Raw genomic sequence first — 21,327 nt, forward strand, 5'->3', positions numbered from 1 at the left:
ACGAGCGTAGGACTCTACGCTCGTTTTTTGTTAGTACCTTTTTTGGTCGCTTGAGAAGTATCGGTATCTCCCAACTTGACGACCCACTCATACTCCCGCTTTGTCAACGGTTGCACCGACAACCGCGACGCCCGAAACAACACCATGTTTTGTAAAGCCTTTACTTGCCTCAGTTCTGGTAACCCAACGGCACGAGAAAACTTCCGAATCGCTTTCACGTCGACCTGATACCAAATCGGTTTCTCCTTAGTTGCCTTCGGGTCATACGCTTCTTGCTTTTTATCGAATTGGGTGGGATCGGGATACGCCTCTGATGCTACTTCCCCAATGCCTATCGCATGAGGAGGCATCGCATTGGAGTGATAAAGGATAATTGGATCGCCTACGCTCATCTCGTCCCGCATTGAATTGCGTGCCTGATAGTTGTGTACGCCATCCCATCCGGTCGTTTGATTTGGCAGATTTGCAATATCGTCAAAGGAGCAAACATCGGGCTCGGTTTTCATTAACCAGTATCTCTTCCGCTTTGCCATTTTTCCCCGCTTGGTTGTCGAATGCTTCGTCGTGTATTTTAATGGATTCAAAGGTAATACGCGAATATGGTACTACTCACCGGGGCAACCGGATTTCTTGGAACACGTCTTTTACTCCGCCTCCTTGAATGGAAGGGGCAGGTGCGCGTGATTGTACGCGATCCGAAAGCATTGAGGGCAAAATTACCGGAAGAGTATCGCTCTCCTGGTGTCGTCGATATCTTCACAGGTGATTTAACCAAACCAAACATTGACTTTGAAAAAATTTATGAAGGCATCGACACCATCATCCACAATGCTGCGATTGTGAAGGTGAGCAGCGAGCGGTTCAAACCAATGTATGCGGTAAATGTCCGTGCTACGGAACGCATGTTGGGTGCCGCACCGAATGACTGCTACTTCCTGCAAATCGGTTCGGTGGTCGCCTACGGTCCAACCGGTCTTACTCCCGTCGATGAAAATTCACCCTTTCCGGCAAAAGCGATTTCACCCTATGAAGCGACCAAACGAGAGGCCGTGATTCTTGCCAGAAAACGGCTCGACAACGGTTTACCCTGTGGCATTCTTAATCCCGGGATTATCTATGGACCCGGCGCTAAAGGTTCATTGACGCGGTTCGCTCATTGGGTAGCGCACGGAAAGCTCCCAATCTTTGCAGGACGCAACTCGCTGGGAAGTTTCGTTCATATCGACGATGTTGTCGACACGGCGATTGAAATGTTGAAGCGGCGGGAACGTGACGAGTTTATCGCCGGAGGTGAGTCGCTACCGATGGGAGAGTTTCTCGATCTCGTCGCTACCGCGACCGGAGGAAAATCTCCACAATTCGACGTTTCTCCGACATTGCTGGCAGCTCTCACGACAATTCCTTCTCTTTTATTTAATCTATTTAGAAGCGAATTACCGTTTACACCAACTTTGTTCCGTACAGTAAACCACCATTGGGCATACTCCAGTGCGAAGGCGGAACGTTTGTTGGGTGTTCGATATCGCAATGCGAAAACCGGTATCGACGATTGGGTTAAAGCTGGTTCTTTCCAGTAACCGTCAAATCACAGAGTCTGGTAGAATTGCACACCCTACGCTTTTCTTCGCATATTATGCCCGTTTCCATCTTTTGATCCGCATTACCCGCAAACCCATCGGTGTTGCATCCCAACCCCGGTGCGGGAGGAAGCTATGTTAAACGCACTTATCGCAAAAACACTCCCCATCGTACCTAAATCGATTGTCTATGTAGTTGCAAGCCGGTATATCGCCGGACCAAAACTTTCCGACGCTATCAAAGAAAGCCTGCAATTGAACCGTTCCGGGAGAACGGTTACGGTCGATGTATTGGGCGAAAACATCGCGGACTTATCCGAAGCCAATGCCGCCGCCGCTCAGTACCATGAAGTACTGGAACAATTGTCGAAGGAGAAAGTCAACGGTAACGTATCGGTGAAACCAACCCAGATGGGATTGGGGATTGATCGTGACCACGCCCGGAAAATCTACCGGGAGTTGTTGACACTTGCCCGGGCGAAAAACACCTTCATCCGAATCGATATGGAAGATTCCCCTTTCACCGATCTGACGCTGGAATTGTATCACGGATTACGGAGCGACGGTTTCGACAATGTCGGTGTCGTATTGCAAGCGTACCTCAAACGCACCGTCTCCGATATCGAAGCCTTGGCGAAGATAATGGGCGGAACCCAAGCGGTCGGCGGCAAACATGTCCGGTTATGTAAAGGGATTTATGTCGAACCGGAAGCAATTGCCTTCAAAGGGAAAGAGGAAATCCGCACCAACTACAAGAAGTCACTCGATGCCATTTTCGATAACGATATTAGTGTCGGTATCGCAACGCACGATTTACCGCTGATCGAGTATGCCTTCGAGCAAATCAAGAAACGGAAGATTCCCCAAGAGAAGTATGAGTTCCAGATGTTACTGGGTGTACTTCCTAATCTTGGGCAACGAATAATCGACCAAGGGCATCCGCTCCGCTTGTATGTGCCGTTTGGCGAACAGTGGTATGCCTATAGCATCCGTCGGCTCAAGGAAAACCCGGCAATGGCGGGACACATCATTAAAGCGATGTTCCGGTTTGGTGGATGATCCAATTTGGATTTGCATGGACAACAGAAAAGGGGTGAACCATCGTTCACCCCTTTTTTTAATGCAAAACTAAACCCAAATCTCAAGAGTGTCAGGTTCGATCAATCGATTCCCTACAGCTTCTTCACCCACTTAGTTAAATCAGGAGGCAATGGCGACTCGAACCGCATGCGCTTTCCATTCGGGTGGTCGAATGCTAAAAGTTTCGCATGAAGCGCTAACCGGGGCGCTGGAACGATTTCGGGAATGAGGTCGAAAGAAGTGCCATAGATCGGATCGCCGAGGACGGGGTGCCCAGCCTCGCTCAAGTGGATACGGATCTGATGGGTACGTCCGGTTTCCAACCGACAACGTACTTGTGTTGCATAATGGTATTGCTGTTCCGGGAATACGTGGGTGATGGCGTGCTTCGCATGACGTTCCGGTTGATTCACCGATCCCCGCTTCCCATCGCCGCGATCTTCTATCAAATACGAATCGAAAGTCGTTTCCCGTGTCATCGTACCGAGTACTATTGCGATGTATTCGCGATCGATGGTGTGTTCAAAGAATTGCCGTTTTAGTAAATCATACGCGCGAGCAGTCCGTGCGAATACCAGCAGTCCGCTGGTATCCTTGTCGAGGCGATGAACTAACCTCGGTGAACCACTCTTCCATTCGGGACGAGCCAGTACCATCTTCTTGACAATAGGAATCATCAACTCTTCGAGGGTACGGTCGCCGGGGCGTTTGACTTCAGTCGGTTCCCAATCGTCGGTAGCGATTTGCGTCGTTACCCCGGACGGTTTTTCGACGACAGCAACATCGATATCGAGATAAACAACTTTTACGATATCTTCGCTATTGCTACGCTCGATCCGGGCAAGACTGCCGCCCGATGCCGGAGAAATTGCGATTTCGTTGGTTTGATTGACCCGCGCCGATTCTTCAAAAACCGGGATACCGTTCACCAGTACGTGACCACCATGCAACCATTTCCGAACAGTGTTCCAAGATGCGGTTGGAATTGCTTGGCGAATCGCTGTAGCAATTGTGATTGTTTCTTTCGTTGGAATCCGGAATGTTATGCGGGGAATTTCTGGCATTGCGATTACACTGCGAATCGAATGACAAGGATATCACCATCCTGTACGACGTATTCTTTTCCTTCCAACCTCGAGAGCCCCTTCTCTTTCAGGACATGTAGCGAACGGTGCTCAAGCATATCGCTGCCGCGCGTTACTTCCGCACGAATAAAACCGCGAGCTAAATCCGAATGTATCACACCGGCTGCACCAACGGCATTGGTGCCTTTCGTTAAAGTCCACGCCCTGCATTCATCTTCGCCTACAGTAAAGAATGAGATAAGATTTAGCAGCGAATAACACTCGCGAATAACGCGGTGCGCCGCAGGTTCGGCAATTCCCAAATCCGCCAGAAAAGCAGTCCGGTCGGCTTCTTCCAATTGCGCAATTTCTGCTTCGATTTCTGCTTGCAAAGAAAGTATCGTACTGCGTTCGGTTAACTTCGTCCGAATCGCTGCTTCCCAACCGGACACTTTTTCGGCATACTCTTCGCCGTAGTTGATGACGACCATGAGCGGTTTGTAGGAAAGAAACTGAAATCCCCGTAATAGCTTCTCGTTCTCCAAATCGATGTTCATGGTACGAAGCGGTTTTTCTTGTTCCAGAACGGCAAAGCACATTTGCATCAATTTGAATTCGGCTTCCAATGCGGGTGATTTCTGTTTCTTGATTTGTCCTTCCAATCGGGAGAGCCGACGTTCCACCAAACCGAGATCATTAAGCAGGAATTCCTCTTCCGCAGTAACGAACTCTTTGACCGGATCGGGCGCTGCTCCATCTTCCGCATCGAAACCGCGCAACACCAACACCAGCGCATTGGTCTGAGCAAGTGTCTTTAGAAAATTCTCATCATAACCGGCTTTACCAGCGCCTGCTTCGAGACCGGCGATATCGACATACTCAACGGTGGCAGGTATTTCCCGTTTCGGCTGGAAAATTGCCGTAAAATCCGGTAATCGGGGATCGGGTACCTTCGCAACAGCGACATGGGTTTCTCGTTTGCCATAGGTGCGATCGACTACTTTCCCTACCAATGCGGAGAACAATGTCGTCTTCCCAACGCGGGGAAGTCCTACTAAACCAAGTTGCATTTTCTTCTTTTCTCTTCGTCAGATTGTATGTATCGAGAGCGATTCTTATCGATACTCGGGATGAATTGTGATTTCGTTCTCGACAATTACCCATTTATCCCATGGATTAACAACCAATTCCGGGGTTTCCAGATAATAAAAGTCTGGCTTGAAGCTACCTGGATGAATGTACAGGGTACATGTTTTTATTTCACTGACCCCTTTGTTGCGCAATGCTCGCTCTGCCTCGTGGAGGGTATGACCCGACACTGCCAATTCGTCGACAAGGAGTACTTTACACCCCTCAACATCGTCAGGTGGTTCTACTGACCACCGCGGTTTCTCGTGGACGATTCGATCCCGCTCGCGGTATGATAAGCGAATCGGATACAAATCGATCCGGAACAGACTTGCTAAGACGGAAGCTAAGGTTAAGCCGCCTTTCGATATCCCTACGATGCAATCTGGTTGATACTCCCGGTCGATTTTGAGCGCGAGTTCCTTCGCCATTTCCCCGAAGCGTTCCCAAGTAATCTCCCGCCGCCCCTCATGGGAGTGAGTGTGAGTTTGCATGGCACCTCCCTAATGGTTTCTTGCATTCTTAGTAAGATACACCGCTCTCACCGGTATGCCAATTGTATATTGTACTTTTAATACAGCAGAACATCACGTTTCAATGGGAGGGGAAAACGGAAATGGAGTATACATATAGATACTTGTTGGTGGAGGTTTCCGAGCGCATTGCGCTGGTTACAATCAATCGGCCGGAAGCATTGAATGCACTATCCACCAAGGTTATCGAAGAGATTCACGATTTTGCGACCAAGGCGAAATCTGATCCGGAGATTGGTGGAATCATTGTGACCGGGGCAGGGGAAAAGGCATTTGTCGCCGGTGCCGATATTACCGAATTGAACACGTTGGATGCCGCCAACGGCAAGAAATACTCGGAAAACGGAAATACCGCTTTCCGATGTTTGGAAACATTACCGAAACCGGTGATTGCCGCCGTGAATGGGTTCGCATTGGGCGGAGGGTGCGAATTAGCTATGGCATGCCATATCCGAATCGCTTCGGAAAAAGCGAAGTTTGGACAACCGGAAGTGAATCTTGGTCTAATTCCAGGATTTGGCGGCACCCAACGGCTCATGCGGCTGGTCGGGGTGGGCAGAGCGCTTCAATTGCTGCTAAGTGCAGAGATAATCGATGCAAACGAAGCATACCGCATCGGTTTGGTAAATAAAGTTGTTCCACCGGGGGAATTGCTTAGCACTGCGAGAGACCTGTTAAAACTAATCCTGACAAAATCGCCCAAAGGGCTCGAGTATTGCATTGAGGCCGTATCAAATGGACTGGAACGCCACTTGGACGAAGCATTGTCCGTCGAAGCTTGGTGGTTTGGACAAGCTTGTGGGACACCGGATATGAAGGAAGGCACCGGAGCTTTTTTAGAAAAACGCAAACCGGTATGGAAAAGTAACTAAAAGTTTTCGTACGTTAGGAGTGCGGCAAATACGCCACCCTGCCTCGAATTCACCGCCGACAGGAGGATGAAATGAACTCGTCCGAAGTCACCGTCACTTTACGCGAGCACGTAGCGGAGATTACGATCTCACGCCCGCCGACGAACTTAATTTCGCTTGCATTAGCCCATCGGCTCAATGAAGAGCTGGTTCGGTTAGCGCTGAACAAAGAATTAAAAATCATAGTCTTGCGAGGCGCTGGAGGTGTCTTCTCCTCCGGCATTAACGTCGAAGACTTGACTCGTGAGCGCGTCGGCGAAATGATGCACGAACTTGACAAGCTCTTTGAAAACCTAAATGTACCCGATATCATCACGCTGGCCGCAGTAAACGGAGAAGCGTTGGGTACCGGATGCGAAATTGCGTTGTTTTGCGATCTCTGTGTCGCCTCAGCCCGTTCGAGTTTTGGACAACCGGAAGTCGAGTTGGCACTCTTTCCACCAGTTGCAACTGCATTGCTGCCAAGGTTGGGCGGGCGAAACCGCGCCCTTCAATTGCTGTTAACCGGCGATCCGGTCGATGCCCAAACAGCGAAAGAAATGGGTATCATCAACGAAGTGTTTCCATCAAACGAGTTTGAAGAACGGATGCGGGTATTCCTTCGCCGGATTGCGCGCCACAGTCATGTCGCGTTAAGTCACATCAAACGGGTTGTTGATGGTGGCTTGTATGAACCGGTGACCCGCGCCGTCAAGATGAGTGAAGACATATTCTTGAACGATTTGATGTCGACTTCCGATGCTCAGGAAGGCATCAAGGCAGCACTGGAAAACCGGCCACCGAAATGGTTCCGTGGCTAAGAATATTGGAAGTGGCGGGTGACATACCCGCCGTTTTCAATTGGATACTTGGGTGTAGCGATGAGGGCACAGATCGAGAAGAAACGCAGACCATTTCGTTCACCGTGGCTGTTTAAATGGTCTTGGTCGAACGATTACAGCCCCGATGAGCTCCTGCAAAATCTGATCGCGCTGTTTTTATCACCTGAGCGGCGGGCAGAGCGGTACATTGCTAAAGGGGATCGCTTTTCTGCGGAAAAACGGCATGCGCTCGCGGTAGATAAATTTCTTGCCGCATACCGGCTCTACCACCGAATCCGCAATGATGCAGTTATGCCGATGTTGCTGGCTGTCGCCGAGAAAATCACTGCTGAGTATCGTGAGTTGGGTGATCGAGAAATGGTACAATTCTGGCTGGATCGTGAGTTGGAGTACCGGTTGGATTTGAACGTCACACAGACACGATAATATTGCGTTCGCACATAAAACGGGCGGGTACACAAACCCGCCCGTTTTTTTTGCCGTGTCTCAGTATGGCGTTCCAGGACCAATGCCGGGGGCATTGCCGCGAATCCAATTGTTAATCTTTATCCGGTCGCCTTGCGATAAATGAATGTTCAACGTGTTTTTCGGCGGCATCTTTTCTTTCGTAATCACCATCTTGTAAATCAACCAAATATTCTCACGGACTTGGTCTGGACTCATCACATTAAAGTTCTCTTCGATTCTGGATCCACCATGGCATTCTAAGCAGGTCTGTTCAAATATCGGTTTAATGTCGGTTTCCCACTGCAGTTTCGTTTCCGCATAAGGTGGCTTTGCCGAACAACCGAACAGCCCAATGGTAACAAGAAGCACGGTTAGTAGTAACAAGACTTTCATTTGGTTCCTCCCGGGTTTGTTGCGCCCCCTAAGATACAAACTACAACGGTTATGATGAAACAATCGATTTGGAGCTTTGTTGTGAGAGCGGTATTATTAGCGGATTACCCCCTCAGCTTGGCTTTGGGGGATTTCGTAGTTTACTTGAGCAAACCATGACATTATTGGAAGCGCTGCTTCCCCACCTTCATTGCGAACCGGTTGACCGTGCCCTCGAACGCAGTCTGCGCGGGTTAAACACCGTTATCCCCGGCGATGGCGATTCGTTGCCAGCCATTCTTGCTGCGATGATACAGCAAGAAGCGAAAATTCGCGATATTGAACGAATTATTGTAGTAGCGGCAAACCGTTCTGATGCCGAAGCGTTACATGACGACTTAACAAACCTCGAACCGGGTAAAGTATTTATCTGTCCGCAGCGCGAAGCGTTTCCCGGCGATAAAGTTGGCGCCCCCCCCGCGGAACAAAGCGAGCGGGCATTGGCGCTCGAAGCATTGACTACTATCAGTGACGAACCGATTACCATTGTTTTACCGGCGGTAGTTTTGTTGGAAGGAATTGCCAATCCGAAACCTTCTTTACAATTCGCAGTCGGTGATTTGCTTGATCCCGAGGAGTTATCACAGTTACTAATCGAGGCGGGGTTCGACCGGGAAGCGATGGTTTCCGAACCGGAAGAGTTTGCTCGCCGGGGTGGGATCTTCGATTTGTTCGGTTGGGGAGAAGAGAAGTTTCTTCGGATCGAACTCGACGACATCGAAATAGTTTCCTTGCGATTAGTCGACCCTGCGACTCAACGATCTGTAGTTTCTGTTGAGAAAGCGTCTATTCGGGTACAATCACCCATCGCCGCCTCCGGCAATTTCTTACTACAAAATCTGAATCCCGCAAAGACCCGTTTTGTTTTTTCCGATGCTACCGGCGTCGCATTTGCTTGGCAGGATTGGCATCGCGCTGTCGAAGAGCGTCCCGATATCGAGCACCCACCTTACCTGTCCGATTCAGATGCTGCAAAACTTTTGCAGCCGTTTAGCAAATTGCTCTTTACTTCTTTTAAACAACCGAGTTCGGCGCTTTTGGAAGAAGTACCCGTCGATGAAACAGTCGCCGTTAGCGAATCCGGAGTGCCAAAACCGCCCAAACGAAAACCGATTAAACTGGTGCCGGCCGACGCGGTAACGATTGAATTGACCCGCCATGCATTACAAGAGTTTCGCGGTGATCTGGACGCTTTTGAAGGGGGTTTCCGGCGACTCGAAGGACAGCACTGGAAAAGTTTCCTATTGTGCGATTCCGATCGGCAGCGGGAGCGTCTTTTCGATTTATTCGACGCTCACGAGGATTCCCGACTGACAGAACTCCCAATTCTTGTTCCTTCGCTCCATCGCGGCTTCTCGCTCACCGACGCTAAACTGGTGTTGTTTACCGAGCATCAACTCTTTGGTAGAACCCGCCGCCGGGGGCGTCACCGCCGTTTCATCGCAACTCCGATGGCAAAGAGTCAACTCGACGGATTACGCCGCGGCGATTATGTAGTACACGTCGATCACGGAATCGGGCGATTCGATGGGATCGAACGCATTACCGTGGCAGAGAGCACACAGGATTGCTTCAAGATACTGTTCCATGGCGGCGTTTCTGTGTATGTACGGATGGAGCATTTCCATAAACTCCAACCGTATCGCGCGGAAGAGAGCGAACCGCAGCTCTCGCGGATTGGCGGCGGCGAATGGATGTCAGCCCGAACCCGCGCGAAAAAAGCGGCAACCGATATGGCAAAACACATCCTCGAGTTGTATGCGACCCGTGCGATTATCGAGCGCGAACCGGCAACCGGAGATGGTGTTGCACAACACGAATTTGAAGCCGCATTCGAGTACGAAGAGACACCCGACCAACTTAGCGCTACCGAAGAGATTAAGCAGGATTTGGAGAGTCCTCGTCCGATGGATCGATTGCTCATCGGCGATGTGGGATTCGGCAAAACCGAAGTGGCGATGCGAGCCGCCTGGAAAGTACTACAGGAGAATCGGCAGGTCGCGGTTGTTTGCCCCACAACTGTACTCGCCGCGCAACATGGCGAAACTTTTCGCGAGCGGTTTCGCTATACCGGCGCGAATATCGAAGTAATCTCCCGTTTCGTACTTCCCAAAGAGGTGAAGCGAATTCTCACCGAAGCGAAACAAGGGAAAGTCGATATCCTCATCGGCACTCACCGGCTGTTAAGCAAAGATGTTGAATTCCGCCGGCTGGGTCTCGTCATCGTCGATGAGGAGCATAAGTTCGGGGTGAAGCACAAAGACGATCTCCGTCGAAAACGCACCGAAGTTGATGTGCTGACATTAAGCGCTACTCCGATACCCCGGACGTTGCAAATGGCGCTGTCCGGCGCCCGTGACGTTAGTTTCATTCGTACTGCTCCGGCTGAGCGATTACCGATTGAAACCGAAGTCGCAGCCTTTGACGAGCGCTTGGTGCGTGAAGCTGTTCTACGTGAAATTTCCCGCGGCGGACAGGTTTTCTTCGTCCACAACCGGGTGGAAACGATGCCGCAAATCATGATGCGGCTACAGAATATCTTGCCGGAAGTGCGGATGACGATGGCACATGCTCAATTGGCGGGTCATCAGCTCGAAAAAATTATGCTCGACTTCATGCATCACAAGTATGATTTGCTGCTTAGTTCGATGATTATCGAATCGGGCATCGACTTGCCGAATGTAAATACGTTGATTGTGAACCGTGCTGATGCGTTAGGATTAGCCCAGTTGTATCAATTGCGCGGAAGAATCGGCAGGAGTAACCGGCAGGCGTATGCGTGGATGTTGACGCCCGGAGAGGCGATGGTAACATCAAACGCCCGGAAACGGCTCCGTACTCTGCAAGAGTTCAATTCACTTGGCGGAGGTTACGAAATCGCTTTGCGCGACTTAGAAATCCGCGGTGCCGGAAACATATTAGGTAAAGAACAATCGGGTACAATCACTTCGGTTGGTTATGATTTGTATCTTGAAATGCTGGAAGAGGCGATAACAGCTCTGCGAGAGGGGAACGACCCGGAAACGGTTGTTGTCGCGAAAGAAGAGGCTCCGATCCGGATTGAGATTCCTGGCGAAGCGTTGATTCCCTCCAGTTACATCGAATCAATCCCGGAAAAAGTCGAATTCTATCGACGATTAGAGCGGATGCGCGAAATTCGTGAAGTCGATGAGCTGCAGTCGGAGTGGCGCGACCGCTTTGGTAGACTCCCGGTAGCAGCAAACCGGTTGTTGCTTGCGGTAAAAATGCGAATCGAAGCAAAACGAACCGGCGTTGCGAAAATCACAGTTTTGCCTGCCGAAATCCGGCTGGAGGCAAAGCTGCCGGAAGACGCCAAAACCCTGCAACATCCAGAAGTTGCCGCCTGGATGCTTCGATTCAACCGATTCTTTGAGAACAAGGAGGCGTGGGTAACATCCAAGCCGTTGGGAATTGCGGTATCGGTTAGGAAAGGGTCAGATCCCGACGAAGCGGCGTCAAAAATAGTCCGAGAACTCACGGGTATTCAAACGATTTAATTTCAAAAATTGCTTAATCCGCTTGCTTACTGTGTATCGAATGACAGAAATTAGTCCATCGTTTTCAATGTTAATTTTGTTTGGATATCATGCGACAGTGTACAATTCGTAATCTCCGCACCGGGATGGTGCTTGGCAGACCAGTATTTGACGATCAGTTCCGGCTATTGTTAGCGCAAGGGACCGAACTGAATCTTGAATACATCGCGCGTCTCCAACGCTACAAGTTTAACTTCGTGTACATTCAGGAAGAAGGTACCGAATCTATCGTTGCGGAAGATTTGCTCGACTTGGAAGATCGGCAACATCTCTTCCATGTGTATCAACGAGCAGTAGGAGGAAAGCCTTCTAACGCTCGTTCAGCTATGATACCCGAACGAGCAGCCCCTGAAGTACAGGCTCCTCCTCCCACCCGGCTACGGATGTTAAAGCAGGCTTCGTCTTCGCTATTGGATAATTTGTTACAATCACCCATTCAACACTTCTATCCCAGTGTGAAAGTTGCCGAGAAACTGCATTTTCACCACTCGCTCGATGTCGCCATGCTTTGTATCATGATTGGCATCCGACTGCATTACCCGTTCCGTGAATTGGAAGCGTTAGCATTAGCAGCCTTATTGCACGATATCGGAAAATCAAAACTGCCAGAGTCACTCTCCGAGAAGCCGGGTGACCAACGCACCCTTAGCGAAGAGAAACAATACCGGGAACACGCTTCACTTGGCGCTGAATTAGTAAGCAATGATCCGATGCTCCCGCTTAGTGTGGGGGTTGCAATATATCAGCATCATGAGAATTTCGATGGTAGTGGCTTTCCCGAAGGCATCCGCGGCGATCCCAACCCACCGTTCTCAGAACGGAACAAACGGGGATCGATTTTTCGCCATGCCGAAGTAATCGCAGTTGCTAACTATTTCGATAATTTGGTCAATGGCAAAACCCGCACCGATCCGTTAACACCTTTGCAAGCCGTTGAGGAAATAACTGCGCTCGCAGGTACTCGCTTTCATCCCTACGTCGTTACTGAAGCGATTTCAATTATCAATGTGTTCCCCATTGGCAGTTTAGTCCGGATCAAGCAAACCCGTCAAACCGACCTGTTGTTGTATCGTGGCGTCGTATCGAAAGTGTTTTCGGAGGATCTTCATCATCCGGAAGTTTTACTTTTACGGAATGACCGTGGTCATAAATTGGATCGGCCACTGCTGGTCAATTTAAAGGATGATTCACAGGCAAGGCTTGAATGTATACTTGAGTTATGAAAACCAAAAATCTTTCAAATGTTTGAAAATTACTATTTTTCTGACATTTCTTCGTATAACTTATTGACGCATTCATGCATGAAACCCAGTTTGGCAACGGGGGTATTACCAAAATGGAAAACAGCGCTATCGCCACTTTCATAACCCAGCGCCCCAGTCGCGCCGAAGTCTTTCTTGCACTCGAAATCGATTACAGCGTAGTAGGTTCGCAGACTCTTGCAGAAGTATGTAAAGCAAAAGGTATTTCAGTGAACGAAGTGTTAAAACGGATTGTCGACCATGACCAGCGGACTCGACATACCGAGGAATTCGACTGGTCGAAATCTACCCTACGGGAGTTGGTTCAGCATATCGAAGCCAATCACCACCAATATTTGCGGACGGTACTTCCGAAGCTTTTCGATCAATTACAAGGAGTAGCCCAGCTTTACGGCAAAGAACATCCGGAAATCCTTGAGTTGCAGAAGCTGTTCGGAGCTTTCCGGTTTGCTGTTGAAGCGCACCTCTTAAGCGAAGAGAAAGTGCTGTTTCCGACGATTGTTGCTTTAGAAAGTGGCGAGTTACAGTGGCAGGGTGATCACTCATCGAGCGAAGAAATAAAAGTCCGAATCCGGGAACATGATACTTCAGCCGACGATATCAAACAAATGCGACAAATCACGAATAATTTTTGTGCCCCCGACGATACTGGTGAAAGTTACCGCAGTGTTCTCGATGGACTTTGCCAGTTAGAAAAAGATTTGCATCTACACATCCATAAAGAGAATAACATACTCTTTCCCCGAGCGAGTCAGTTGGCAATGGAGCAACTGAAAGCCGGTTCACATCATTGACAACTCACAAAAAAACCGGACAATGTCCGGTTTTTTCGAGTGGAGCTACGAGTTTTCGATCGTTTGGATTTGTGAACCTCCCTGCGGTCCAGTTATCCATTCTTTTTCGTTAACTCGAGCTCCAACTCAATCGTTACTTCCTTCCCCACCACAAAACCACCAGTCTCCAACGCTTTGTTGTAAGTCAAACCGAAATCTTCTCGATTGATAAGTGCCGTTGCTCGTGCTGCGGTTACCTTTTTGCCCCAGGGAGTATCAAGTATTGGAGTAAAACCTTCCCCCTTCAGCACGATCTGGCGGGTAACACCACGCATGGTCAAATCACCTGTTACTTCGTACTTGCCTCCTCCCAACGACTTCGCAGATTTCGACTTAAATATCATTTGTGGATGTTTTTCCGCTTCGAAGAAATCAGCACTCTTCAGATGGGCATCCCGCTGGGCATTGCGGGTATCGATCGAATTAACATCTATCTTTGCCTCCACTTGTAACGCTTCCGGTTTCGCATCGTCGAAAATGACTTTTGCTTCGTACTTGTTAAAGCTACCTCTCACTGTCGAGACCATCATGTGTTTGACAGCAAAACCAACGCTGGAATGCGCGAGATCGACTTCCCATTCAGCTGCAGCCGCCCCACCGCTGATTACAAACGCTGCGACAAGAGCAATTGTTGTTTTTCCGATGAATTTCATTCTGCCTCCCGTTTTTGCTAATTGATAAAAACACGTATTGTTCGATGTCGAACGAATAGAGGTACGGAAGAAATCAAGCGCTTGTTGGACAAACCAACATCTCATAGAGAATAGCAGGAGTTAAGTGCTCTACTGGGGAGTCGTATGGCGCTGGCGGTTGGCGATAATCAGCCAAGCGATCAGGATGATGAGGAAAAAGACAAACAGCGCCCAAGCGAGTGCTTGTAGTGTTTCGATCAGGGTTCGCACCATTTCCAAGAGCAAGCGCTCATTATTCAAAAGTAGCGGCGCGAAGCTTTCTTCGCCTCCACGTTTTGCCGGATTTATATACCGTTCGATATCGTAGATGCGAACACCACCCCCGATACCGATGACATACAAAGCAAAAGCGAGGTAACGGCGAAATGCCAATGTGATATCGTCGGGAAAAATTTTGCTCAGCATTTTCAGGACAGTTTTGTGAAACACCTGATTAACCGAGAAGCAGGTCGCCGCGGATAATGCAAGAGTCAAAAACAACAATGTGATAACCATTACAACTCTCCCCACTCAGTTTGTGTCTGATTACAAGGTATTCCACTTCTTATCCTTTCCAAAACCAAACTTCCTCATTTCGATACAAAAGCTTTCTTAGGCACCTCCTCCATCTTATCTTGTCGTTTGGCAAAACAGTAGCAATCGATTTGGGAGCTATGATGAAAACCGTTTCAACTTTGTTTCGAGCAATCACCACCCGTAGTATCTTCTTTTGGGTTCTTGCTTTCATAACATTTGATTCACCGGCACATGCCCAGGATAGTCTCAACATTCGCTTAGCTTCCCAATACATGTATTGGGATACTGCGATTGACATCGTTAAGCGAGGTTCCATTTCGGCGATTGCTACCGGACCTACCGGGGTTGTTTTTGCTGAATTGCTGAATAATACTATCTCACAGACTGGATCAATCCAGACGCAAGGGAACGCTGAAGGGCTTAGTTATGCGAACGGTTTATTAGTTGTCTGTGAAGGGGTCAACGGCATAGAAATCTTCGGTTGGAACGACACGTCGCCAGTAACGTTGCTATCTAATATTTCCCTACCTACTACACAATCGTACTGCTCGGCAATCAAAGACACAATTTTAGTGATCGGAACACTTGATGGGCTCTATACCTATTCCATCGCCGATCCAGTGAATCCAGCACCCATTGGTCATATTACTCTAAATGTCAATGTTCGAGCAATCGCGATACGCGATACTATCGCCGTGCTATCAGTTAGTTCTCCTGGACTACTCATCATCAACCTTGCCGACCCGGTAAACCTTCCCACAATTAGCTCACTCGAATCTACTAGTTCGGTCATGAGTTCCGCTTGGATCGATTCGACCCACATTATCTGCGCCGAATCCAATCGGGTACGAACCATCTCGCTGGAAAATCCGGCGTCACCACAAGTACTCGGACAAGCGACCATGTTGGGAACTGCGACTTCAGTCACCGTTCGTGATACCGTTGCCTATGTCAGTTCTCAGTCGGCAGGGCTGCGAGTCGTTGGGTTGTCCAATCTCATGGCACCATCGATTCTGGGAGGCGGTTTGACGCAATCTGGCGCTCGAAAAGCAGTTCTGGAGGGTCAATTAGCGTTTGTTGCCGATGGTCAATATGGTTTTAGTGTGGTGGATGTATCCTCGCCGACAACACCATTACTGTTTGCGTCATACGATCCACCGGCTCGGATGGAAGCAATTGCAAAAATTGGTGATTATGCTTATATCGGATCGTTTGGAAAAGGATTGCGGATTGTAGACGTTTCTAATCGCTATGCACCGATCGAAGTAAATTCAGTTTTCTCGGATCGATATCCAATTGATCTTACCACAATCGGAAATACAATCTACTCGTTAGCATCCTATCGTGATCGTGCCTTACAAATTGTTGATGTTGCAGCACCGCAGAACCCACAATTGTTAGGTTCGTTTCCCCTTTCCTTCGATGCCTATGGGTTTGATGCGAAAGATGGCTACGGATTCATTGCTTACGGAACCTATGGATTACGGGTGGTTAGCGTTCCCACGAATCCTACCCTGATCCGTTCCATTGATACGATTGGCTTTACCCGCGATATCGAAATCGTCGATAGCACCGCATTCATTGCGGTCGATGGCGGAAAGCTACTCGTTTGGAATGTAGCAGACCCGATGCAGCCACGGCAGATTTTTTCCTATACGTTTACCGGACACCCGCAATCGATTGCGGTTTCGGGACAGTTTTGCTTTGTCGTCGACAGTGACTCAGGGTTACGGGTGTTTAGTGCCGATCAGACCGAACGTCAGCAAATCGCAACAATTCCTATACCGAATCTTTTATCGATTGCCGTATCCGGTTATCATGTATATGCTGCTTGTGGGTATGACGGGCTAAAAGTGTACTCGCTACATAATCCGTTCGATCCCCGTTTGGTCGGGTACTACGATACGCGTGGCGCTGTTTTGGAGATAACAGTCGAAGATGGTTTTGCCTATGTTGCTGACCGAACCAGTCTCAGTATCTTCGATTGCAATGAAGCGGTATCGGTAGAAGAAGAAACTTCGAATCGTCAATTACCAAACAACATTGCGCTGTTATCTGCTTATCCAAATCCGTTCAACGCATCTACAACCGTCACATTTTCCCTGCCGCATACAGCGCCGGTGAGAATTCAGTTGTTTAATGTTACTGGACAACTCCTCGAAACATTGTCGGATAGCTACCGGGAAGCCGGAACGCATTCCTTCTCGTTCAGTGGAAATAATCTTGCGGCGGGAACATATATCATCGCCGCTCAGCTTGGGAATGAGCAGGTAAGCAAGAAAATTGTTCTTCTGAAGTAGCAGTTATTCGAGTGGTGCTTCCCGTGCTGTTAATGCGGTGTAAAGCGCAATAGCGGCAGCAACCGATGCATTCAAACTTTTCAGCGCACCGGGCGACGGAATTGCCGTGACGGCGTCGCAAACTTTTCGTAGGCTTTGCGACACTCCACTCCCTTCGCCACCAATGACCCAAACGATTCGTTCCGGCAGTTCTAAATCGATTATCGATTGTTCCGATTCCTCAGCTAAGGCAAATACCCAAAACCCGTTCGCTTTGAGTATATCAATCGCGTGATTTAAATGCTTAGCACGAACAATGGGAACATGGAACATACCGCCAGCCGAAGCTTTGGCAGTGGCAGGTGAAAGCGGCGCATTATGACGTTCACCAACAATCACCCCATCGGCGCCAAACACTGCTGCTGAACGAAGTATCGCACCCAAATTTCCAGGATCTTCAATCCCATCCAACATCAATGCCGTTACCGGTTTCCCGTTAGTAAGTTGTGTCAACCAGTGATCAAGGGGAATGGTTTCCACTGAAGCCAGTCGGGCGGCAACCCCTTGATGACGAATGCCGTTGGAGTAGCGGTCTAATGCAGCTCGGGGAATCAAATCGACTGGGCAAACGCCTTTTGCCGCATCTCGAATCTCTTGAATAATGTCACCGTGCGATTCATCAGCAAGGTAAATCCGTTCGACCGTTTTTTTCGCTGCTAACGCTTCCAGCAATGGTTGGCGTCCAAACACCCAGCCTTCGCGTTGCTCGATTATATTTTCATTATTATTCGACTCGGTCGACATTCGATCCCTTTCTAAACTCGGCGTTCCACCATTCCCGGAAGAGAATAGTACCAATCGCCGTTACCGGTACGGCAAAGATCAAACCAAACAAACCAAACAGTTGTGCACCGATCGCCAACGTAATCATCGTCATTAAGTCGGACATCCCAACCGCTTTTCCCATAATCCGAGGCGTGAGAAAATTCCCTTCGAGAAACTGGATTATTCCATACAGTACAACGATTTTCACAATTACGAACAACCCGCCGCCGCCGGTAAGACCAAGCAGGATGGCGAGAATCAAACTTAGTAAAATCCCGATATATGGAACGAATGCCAATAGCATCGTCAGTACAGCAATCGTCAACGCGTAGTTTACTCCAATTATCGCTAACCCAATTCCGGTCGCACTCCCGATGAATGCGGCGATGAGTAGTTGGCCGCGTAACCACCGTGAAAGAATCTCACTTACCCGCTCACCATAAGCCATCCAACTACTCTTTGTCGGTTCGGGTAACTGGGCAAACAACCGTTGCGAAATGGTGCGAGAATCCAGTAGTAGATAAAGAGTAACTATCGGTACCAGCAACAAGTTCAATAGCTGGTTCACAATGTTCCCAGTTTGCTTCACGAGAATTTCACCAAGATTGGCAAACTGAAGCAACGCTTTTTGTGCTAATTGGGGAAGCTTTTCCTTAAACAACTCAAAGTCAAACTGCTGGAGCAACGGGATGCTCTGTAGATAGGGAAGCCATTCTTCCAGCAGCTTTGTATGGATTCGCTCATAGTACACTGGCAATAGTTTCGCGAAGATCTCCGTTTGATCAAAAATCGCTGGCAGGATAATCGCAAGTATGATTCCCAACAAGGAAATAGTTGACACTAAAACGAATGGAGCGGCAATTCCCCGTTTTATCCCTCGTCGGCAGAGTGCATTAACGGGTGCTCGCAGAACGACTACCAATAGTATACTAATTATCGCGGTTGGGAATAATGGCTTGATCAGCCAAACGACATATATCAAAAACAAAACAGTGACAGTTCGCAGAATTGAAACCACCGCAGCATAGCTCCGATAGGGCCACAGCAAGATTAGAAGCGCCATATAGCTGATTGGAACACCAAGAATCGAACGCAATCCATACAAAAATGCTGCGAACAATCCTGCTCCGGCAATCGTTAAGATTGCAGCATTTAGCCAATAGGGTAATTTATCTGAGCTATCGTTCATTGTCCACTTGTACTCTGTTTTCTTCAAGAAAGTAACAATGAATTCGAGCGGAACCTATTCCAGATCACACTTTATTGCTAATTTTTCGATTTGACTTGCGAAAGCTCATTCAGTTTCCGATTTTGAGTAAGAGGCATTTGTTCAATAGCTTTTTTAGGCGAAAAAGGAATGTTTAAAACTAATGCAGCGAAATTGAGACAACCACCATTTTCCGGCGCAACATTACGGAAAAAGGTCATGGGTTTAGTAGGAATTACTCTACTATCCTTGCTTGCTTTTGACGCGGGCTTCTACATTTTCCTCTCATCCCGGCATTACGACAACTACGAGATCAAACAAATTAAACGCAATGCTTCTCGCGCAATCAATGCGATCGATCAGGAGTTATACCATTTAGACATCTTTCTTTCCGATTGGTCGGCATGGGACGATACCTATGAATACATTCAAAACCACAACGAAGAATACGTAAAGGCGAACCTGCTTGATAATACTTTCGTCACCAGCAAACTGAACTTAATGGCTTTTCTCGACAGTACACACCAAATCGTATATGTGAAATTGTATGACCTCGAAAACGGTACTGTGATTCCGATCTCAGATTCGCTGCACGATTCGATCCAGAGTTATTCAAAGCGAATTCGCCTCACCGACCTTGATGCCTCGCTCAACGGATTAATGGAGTATAGTGATGGCATCATGTTTGTTGCCGCGCGACCGATTGTAAAAACAGATCAAACCGGACCGGTTGCTGGTACTCTCATCATTGGACGAATATTCAACCAAGAGAAGTTGCAAGAACTGTCAAAAAATCTTGAATTGTCTATTCGTTTGGTGAGACCAAGCGATCCCAACCGCACTTCCGATGAGATACATATCATCGATGTTCTCAAGAATTCTAACGAACCATACGCTCGCTTCGATAACCCATCAATGTCGACAGGATTTGTGTTAATTAAGGATATTTGGGGGGAAGCAAATATCCTGCTGGAAGTTCTTATCCCCCGCGAACTGAACACGCTTCGCGCCGATGAATTTGTCACCTCAGTGCTGCTGCTAATCGTCATCGCAGTTATGTGTATCGTGTTAATCGGAATTCTATCGCGAACGGTTTTTAAACGAGTAGAGCTTCTCAGTGAGCAAGTTAGTTTAATTGGCTCATCACTCGAAAGTAAACAAACTACGGCAATCTCCGGCGATGATGAGTTGTCGGGTCTCTCAACGGAGATAAACCGAATGCTTACCCGGTTGCAGGTAACAACCGAGAGTTTGCGGGAATCGGAAAAGCGGTTTCGTGACATTCTTTCCAATGTGCAACTTTTGGGATTCATCCTTGACGCCAAGGGTCATATTCAATATTGTAATCGATATTTGTTACGGGTTACCGGCTATGAGTTCGATGAAATTCTTAATCGAGATTGGTTCGAGTTGTTTCCCCCGGAGGAGATGCGGAAGCAACGTCGTGAGAATTATCTCGAACAGATCCGAACCGAACGTTTCACTACAGTATCAATTCATGAAATCGAAACGAAAAATGGTTCGCGCCGCACCATCGCTTTCCATATCACTCCTTTACACGATAATAGAGGTAACGCAAATGGTATCGCAGTAATCGGAGAAGATATCACCGATCGTCTGCGAGTTGAGCGCGAAAACAACCGGTTGGCGACTCTTGTAGAATCCGCCTCTGAGGCGATTTGTTTATTTGACCGCGAGAACCGGATTATCTATGTAAATCCTGCATTTGAAAAATTGTACGGGTACCATGAAGACGAGTTGCTTTTTAAGCAAATTGAAATTTTATCCTCCACGAAGAATCACCCTGACGCATCCTCCTTAATGATGGAAACTCTCAACCAAGGTCAAAGTTGGCGCTGCCGGGAAGTAAATCTGCGTCATGATCAAACGACCATTGATGTCGAGGTATCATTTGTACCGGTACGAGATCTTGACCGCAACATTTTATATTTCGGTAGGTTCGCACGAGATATTACACAAGAAACGGAATTACAGAATCAGTTAAACCGAGCACAACGGTTAGTTGCGATTGGCGAATTGACCGGCGGAATTGCTCACAATTTTAACAACTTGTTAACTGCAATTATCGGCAATATTGGATTGGCGAAAGCAGGTTCTGATGGAACTGCCGAAAGCTACTTAACCGATGCGGAAAACGCCAGT

19 protein-coding genes are annotated in these 21,327 nt (G+C 48.3%); 10 read left to right on the forward strand and 9 right to left on the reverse strand.

What is annotated here, in order from left to right:
• Positions 1 to 14: 14 nt before the first annotated feature.
• The gene (locus OEM52_00215; protein ID MDK9698559.1) at positions 15 to 533 is read right to left on the reverse strand and encodes an EVE domain-containing protein; all 519 of its coding nucleotides are present in this window, start codon (positions 531 to 533) and stop codon (positions 15 to 17) included.
• 66 nt (positions 534 to 599) lie between these two features.
• Here OEM52_00215 and OEM52_00220 point away from each other — a divergent pair, with 66 nt between their 5' ends.
• Positions 600 to 1,577: an NAD-dependent epimerase/dehydratase family protein gene (locus tag OEM52_00220; GenBank protein MDK9698560.1), complete on the forward strand. Its 978-nt coding sequence runs from the start codon at positions 600 to 602 to the stop codon at positions 1,575 to 1,577.
• A gap of 135 nt (positions 1,578 to 1,712) precedes the next feature.
• Positions 1,713 to 2,636: a proline dehydrogenase family protein gene (locus OEM52_00225; GenBank protein ID MDK9698561.1), complete on the forward strand. Its 924-nt coding sequence runs from the start codon at positions 1,713 to 1,715 to the stop codon at positions 2,634 to 2,636.
• Between the two features lie 113 nt (positions 2,637 to 2,749).
• Here the strand turns inward: OEM52_00225 and OEM52_00230 are convergent, their stop codons facing one another.
• From OEM52_00230 to OEM52_00240, 3 genes are read right to left on the reverse strand one after another with little or no spacing between them, the layout of a single operon-like run.
• Entirely contained in the window at positions 2,750 to 3,721 is a 972-nt protein-coding gene (locus OEM52_00230) for an RluA family pseudouridine synthase (GenBank protein ID MDK9698562.1), read from the reverse strand.
• 5 nt (positions 3,722 to 3,726) lie between these two features.
• Positions 3,727 to 4,791 (reverse strand): YchF family ATPase, encoded by a 1,065-nt coding sequence (locus OEM52_00235; protein MDK9698563.1) that lies wholly within the window; start codon positions 4,789 to 4,791, stop codon positions 3,727 to 3,729.
• Positions 4,792 to 4,836: 45 nt separating this feature from the next.
• A complete protein-coding gene (locus OEM52_00240; GenBank protein MDK9698564.1) occupies positions 4,837 to 5,343 on the reverse strand; it encodes a phosphoribosyltransferase in 507 nt (168 codons plus the stop codon).
• Between the two features lie 122 nt (positions 5,344 to 5,465).
• On the opposite strand from OEM52_00240, the gene OEM52_00245 reads away from it, so the two are divergent.
• The 3 genes from OEM52_00245 (at position 5,466) to OEM52_00255 (ending at position 7,540) form a co-directional block, all read left to right on the forward strand.
• Positions 5,466 to 6,254 carry an enoyl-CoA hydratase-related protein gene (locus OEM52_00245; GenBank protein MDK9698565.1) on the forward strand — a complete coding sequence of 263 codons (789 nt, stop codon included), beginning with the start codon at positions 5,466 to 5,468 and terminating at the stop codon, positions 6,252 to 6,254.
• 71 nt (positions 6,255 to 6,325) lie between these two features.
• Complete coding sequence (locus OEM52_00250) at positions 6,326 to 7,093, forward strand: enoyl-CoA hydratase/isomerase family protein (protein MDK9698566.1); 768 nt, start codon at positions 6,326 to 6,328, stop codon at positions 7,091 to 7,093.
• A gap of 18 nt (positions 7,094 to 7,111) precedes the next feature.
• A complete protein-coding gene (locus tag OEM52_00255) occupies positions 7,112 to 7,540 on the forward strand; it encodes a hypothetical protein (protein MDK9698567.1) in 429 nt (142 codons plus the stop codon).
• Between the two features lie 60 nt (positions 7,541 to 7,600).
• Here OEM52_00255 and OEM52_00260 read toward each other — a convergent pair whose 3' ends face one another.
• Positions 7,601 to 7,954 (reverse strand): hypothetical protein, encoded by a 354-nt coding sequence (locus tag OEM52_00260; GenBank protein ID MDK9698568.1) that lies wholly within the window; start codon positions 7,952 to 7,954, stop codon positions 7,601 to 7,603.
• Positions 7,955 to 8,109: 155 nt separating this feature from the next.
• On the opposite strand from OEM52_00260, the gene mfd reads away from it, so the two are divergent.
• From mfd to OEM52_00275, 3 genes are all read left to right on the forward strand, one after another.
• A complete protein-coding gene (gene mfd, locus OEM52_00265) occupies positions 8,110 to 11,511 on the forward strand; it encodes a transcription-repair coupling factor (protein ID MDK9698569.1) in 3,402 nt (1,133 codons plus the stop codon).
• A gap of 89 nt (positions 11,512 to 11,600) precedes the next feature.
• Positions 11,601 to 12,773, forward strand: coding sequence for an HD domain-containing protein (locus OEM52_00270; GenBank protein ID MDK9698570.1), 1,173 nt, complete (start codon positions 11,601 to 11,603; stop codon positions 12,771 to 12,773).
• Positions 12,774 to 12,886: 113 nt separating this feature from the next.
• Entirely contained in the window at positions 12,887 to 13,606 is a 720-nt protein-coding gene (locus tag OEM52_00275; protein ID MDK9698571.1) for a DUF542 domain-containing protein, read from the forward strand.
• A gap of 92 nt (positions 13,607 to 13,698) precedes the next feature.
• Here OEM52_00275 and OEM52_00280 read toward each other — a convergent pair whose 3' ends face one another.
• Both OEM52_00280 and OEM52_00285 read right to left on the reverse strand, forming a co-directional pair.
• Positions 13,699 to 14,298 (reverse strand): YceI family protein, encoded by a 600-nt coding sequence (locus OEM52_00280; GenBank protein MDK9698572.1) that lies wholly within the window; start codon positions 14,296 to 14,298, stop codon positions 13,699 to 13,701.
• A gap of 129 nt (positions 14,299 to 14,427) precedes the next feature.
• Positions 14,428 to 14,832 carry a hypothetical protein gene (locus OEM52_00285; protein MDK9698573.1) on the reverse strand — a complete coding sequence of 135 codons (405 nt, stop codon included), beginning with the start codon at positions 14,830 to 14,832 and terminating at the stop codon, positions 14,428 to 14,430.
• Between the two features lie 158 nt (positions 14,833 to 14,990).
• Between OEM52_00285 and OEM52_00290 the strand changes: the two genes are divergently transcribed.
• Positions 14,991 to 17,153: a T9SS type A sorting domain-containing protein gene (locus OEM52_00290; protein ID MDK9698574.1), complete on the forward strand. Its 2,163-nt coding sequence runs from the start codon at positions 14,991 to 14,993 to the stop codon at positions 17,151 to 17,153.
• Positions 17,154 to 17,156: 3 nt separating this feature from the next.
• Here the strand turns inward: OEM52_00290 and rlmB are convergent, their stop codons facing one another.
• Complete coding sequence (gene rlmB / locus OEM52_00295) at positions 17,157 to 17,936, reverse strand: 23S rRNA (guanosine(2251)-2'-O)-methyltransferase RlmB (GenBank protein ID MDK9698575.1); 780 nt, start codon at positions 17,934 to 17,936, stop codon at positions 17,157 to 17,159.
• Entirely contained in the window at positions 17,917 to 19,146 is a 1,230-nt protein-coding gene (locus OEM52_00300) for an AI-2E family transporter (GenBank protein MDK9698576.1), read from the reverse strand. The genes rlmB and OEM52_00300 overlap by 20 nt, the downstream gene beginning before the upstream one ends.
• Positions 19,147 to 19,314: 168 nt before the next feature.
• Here OEM52_00300 and OEM52_00305 point away from each other — a divergent pair.
• The coding region (locus OEM52_00305; GenBank protein ID MDK9698577.1) for a PAS domain S-box protein at positions 19,315 to 21,327 on the forward strand (2,013 nt) is incomplete at its 3' end.

It is taken from the genome of bacterium, assembly GCA_030247525.1.
Lineage (GTDB): Bacteria > Electryoneota > JAOADG01 > JAOADG01 > JAOADG01 > JAOTSC01.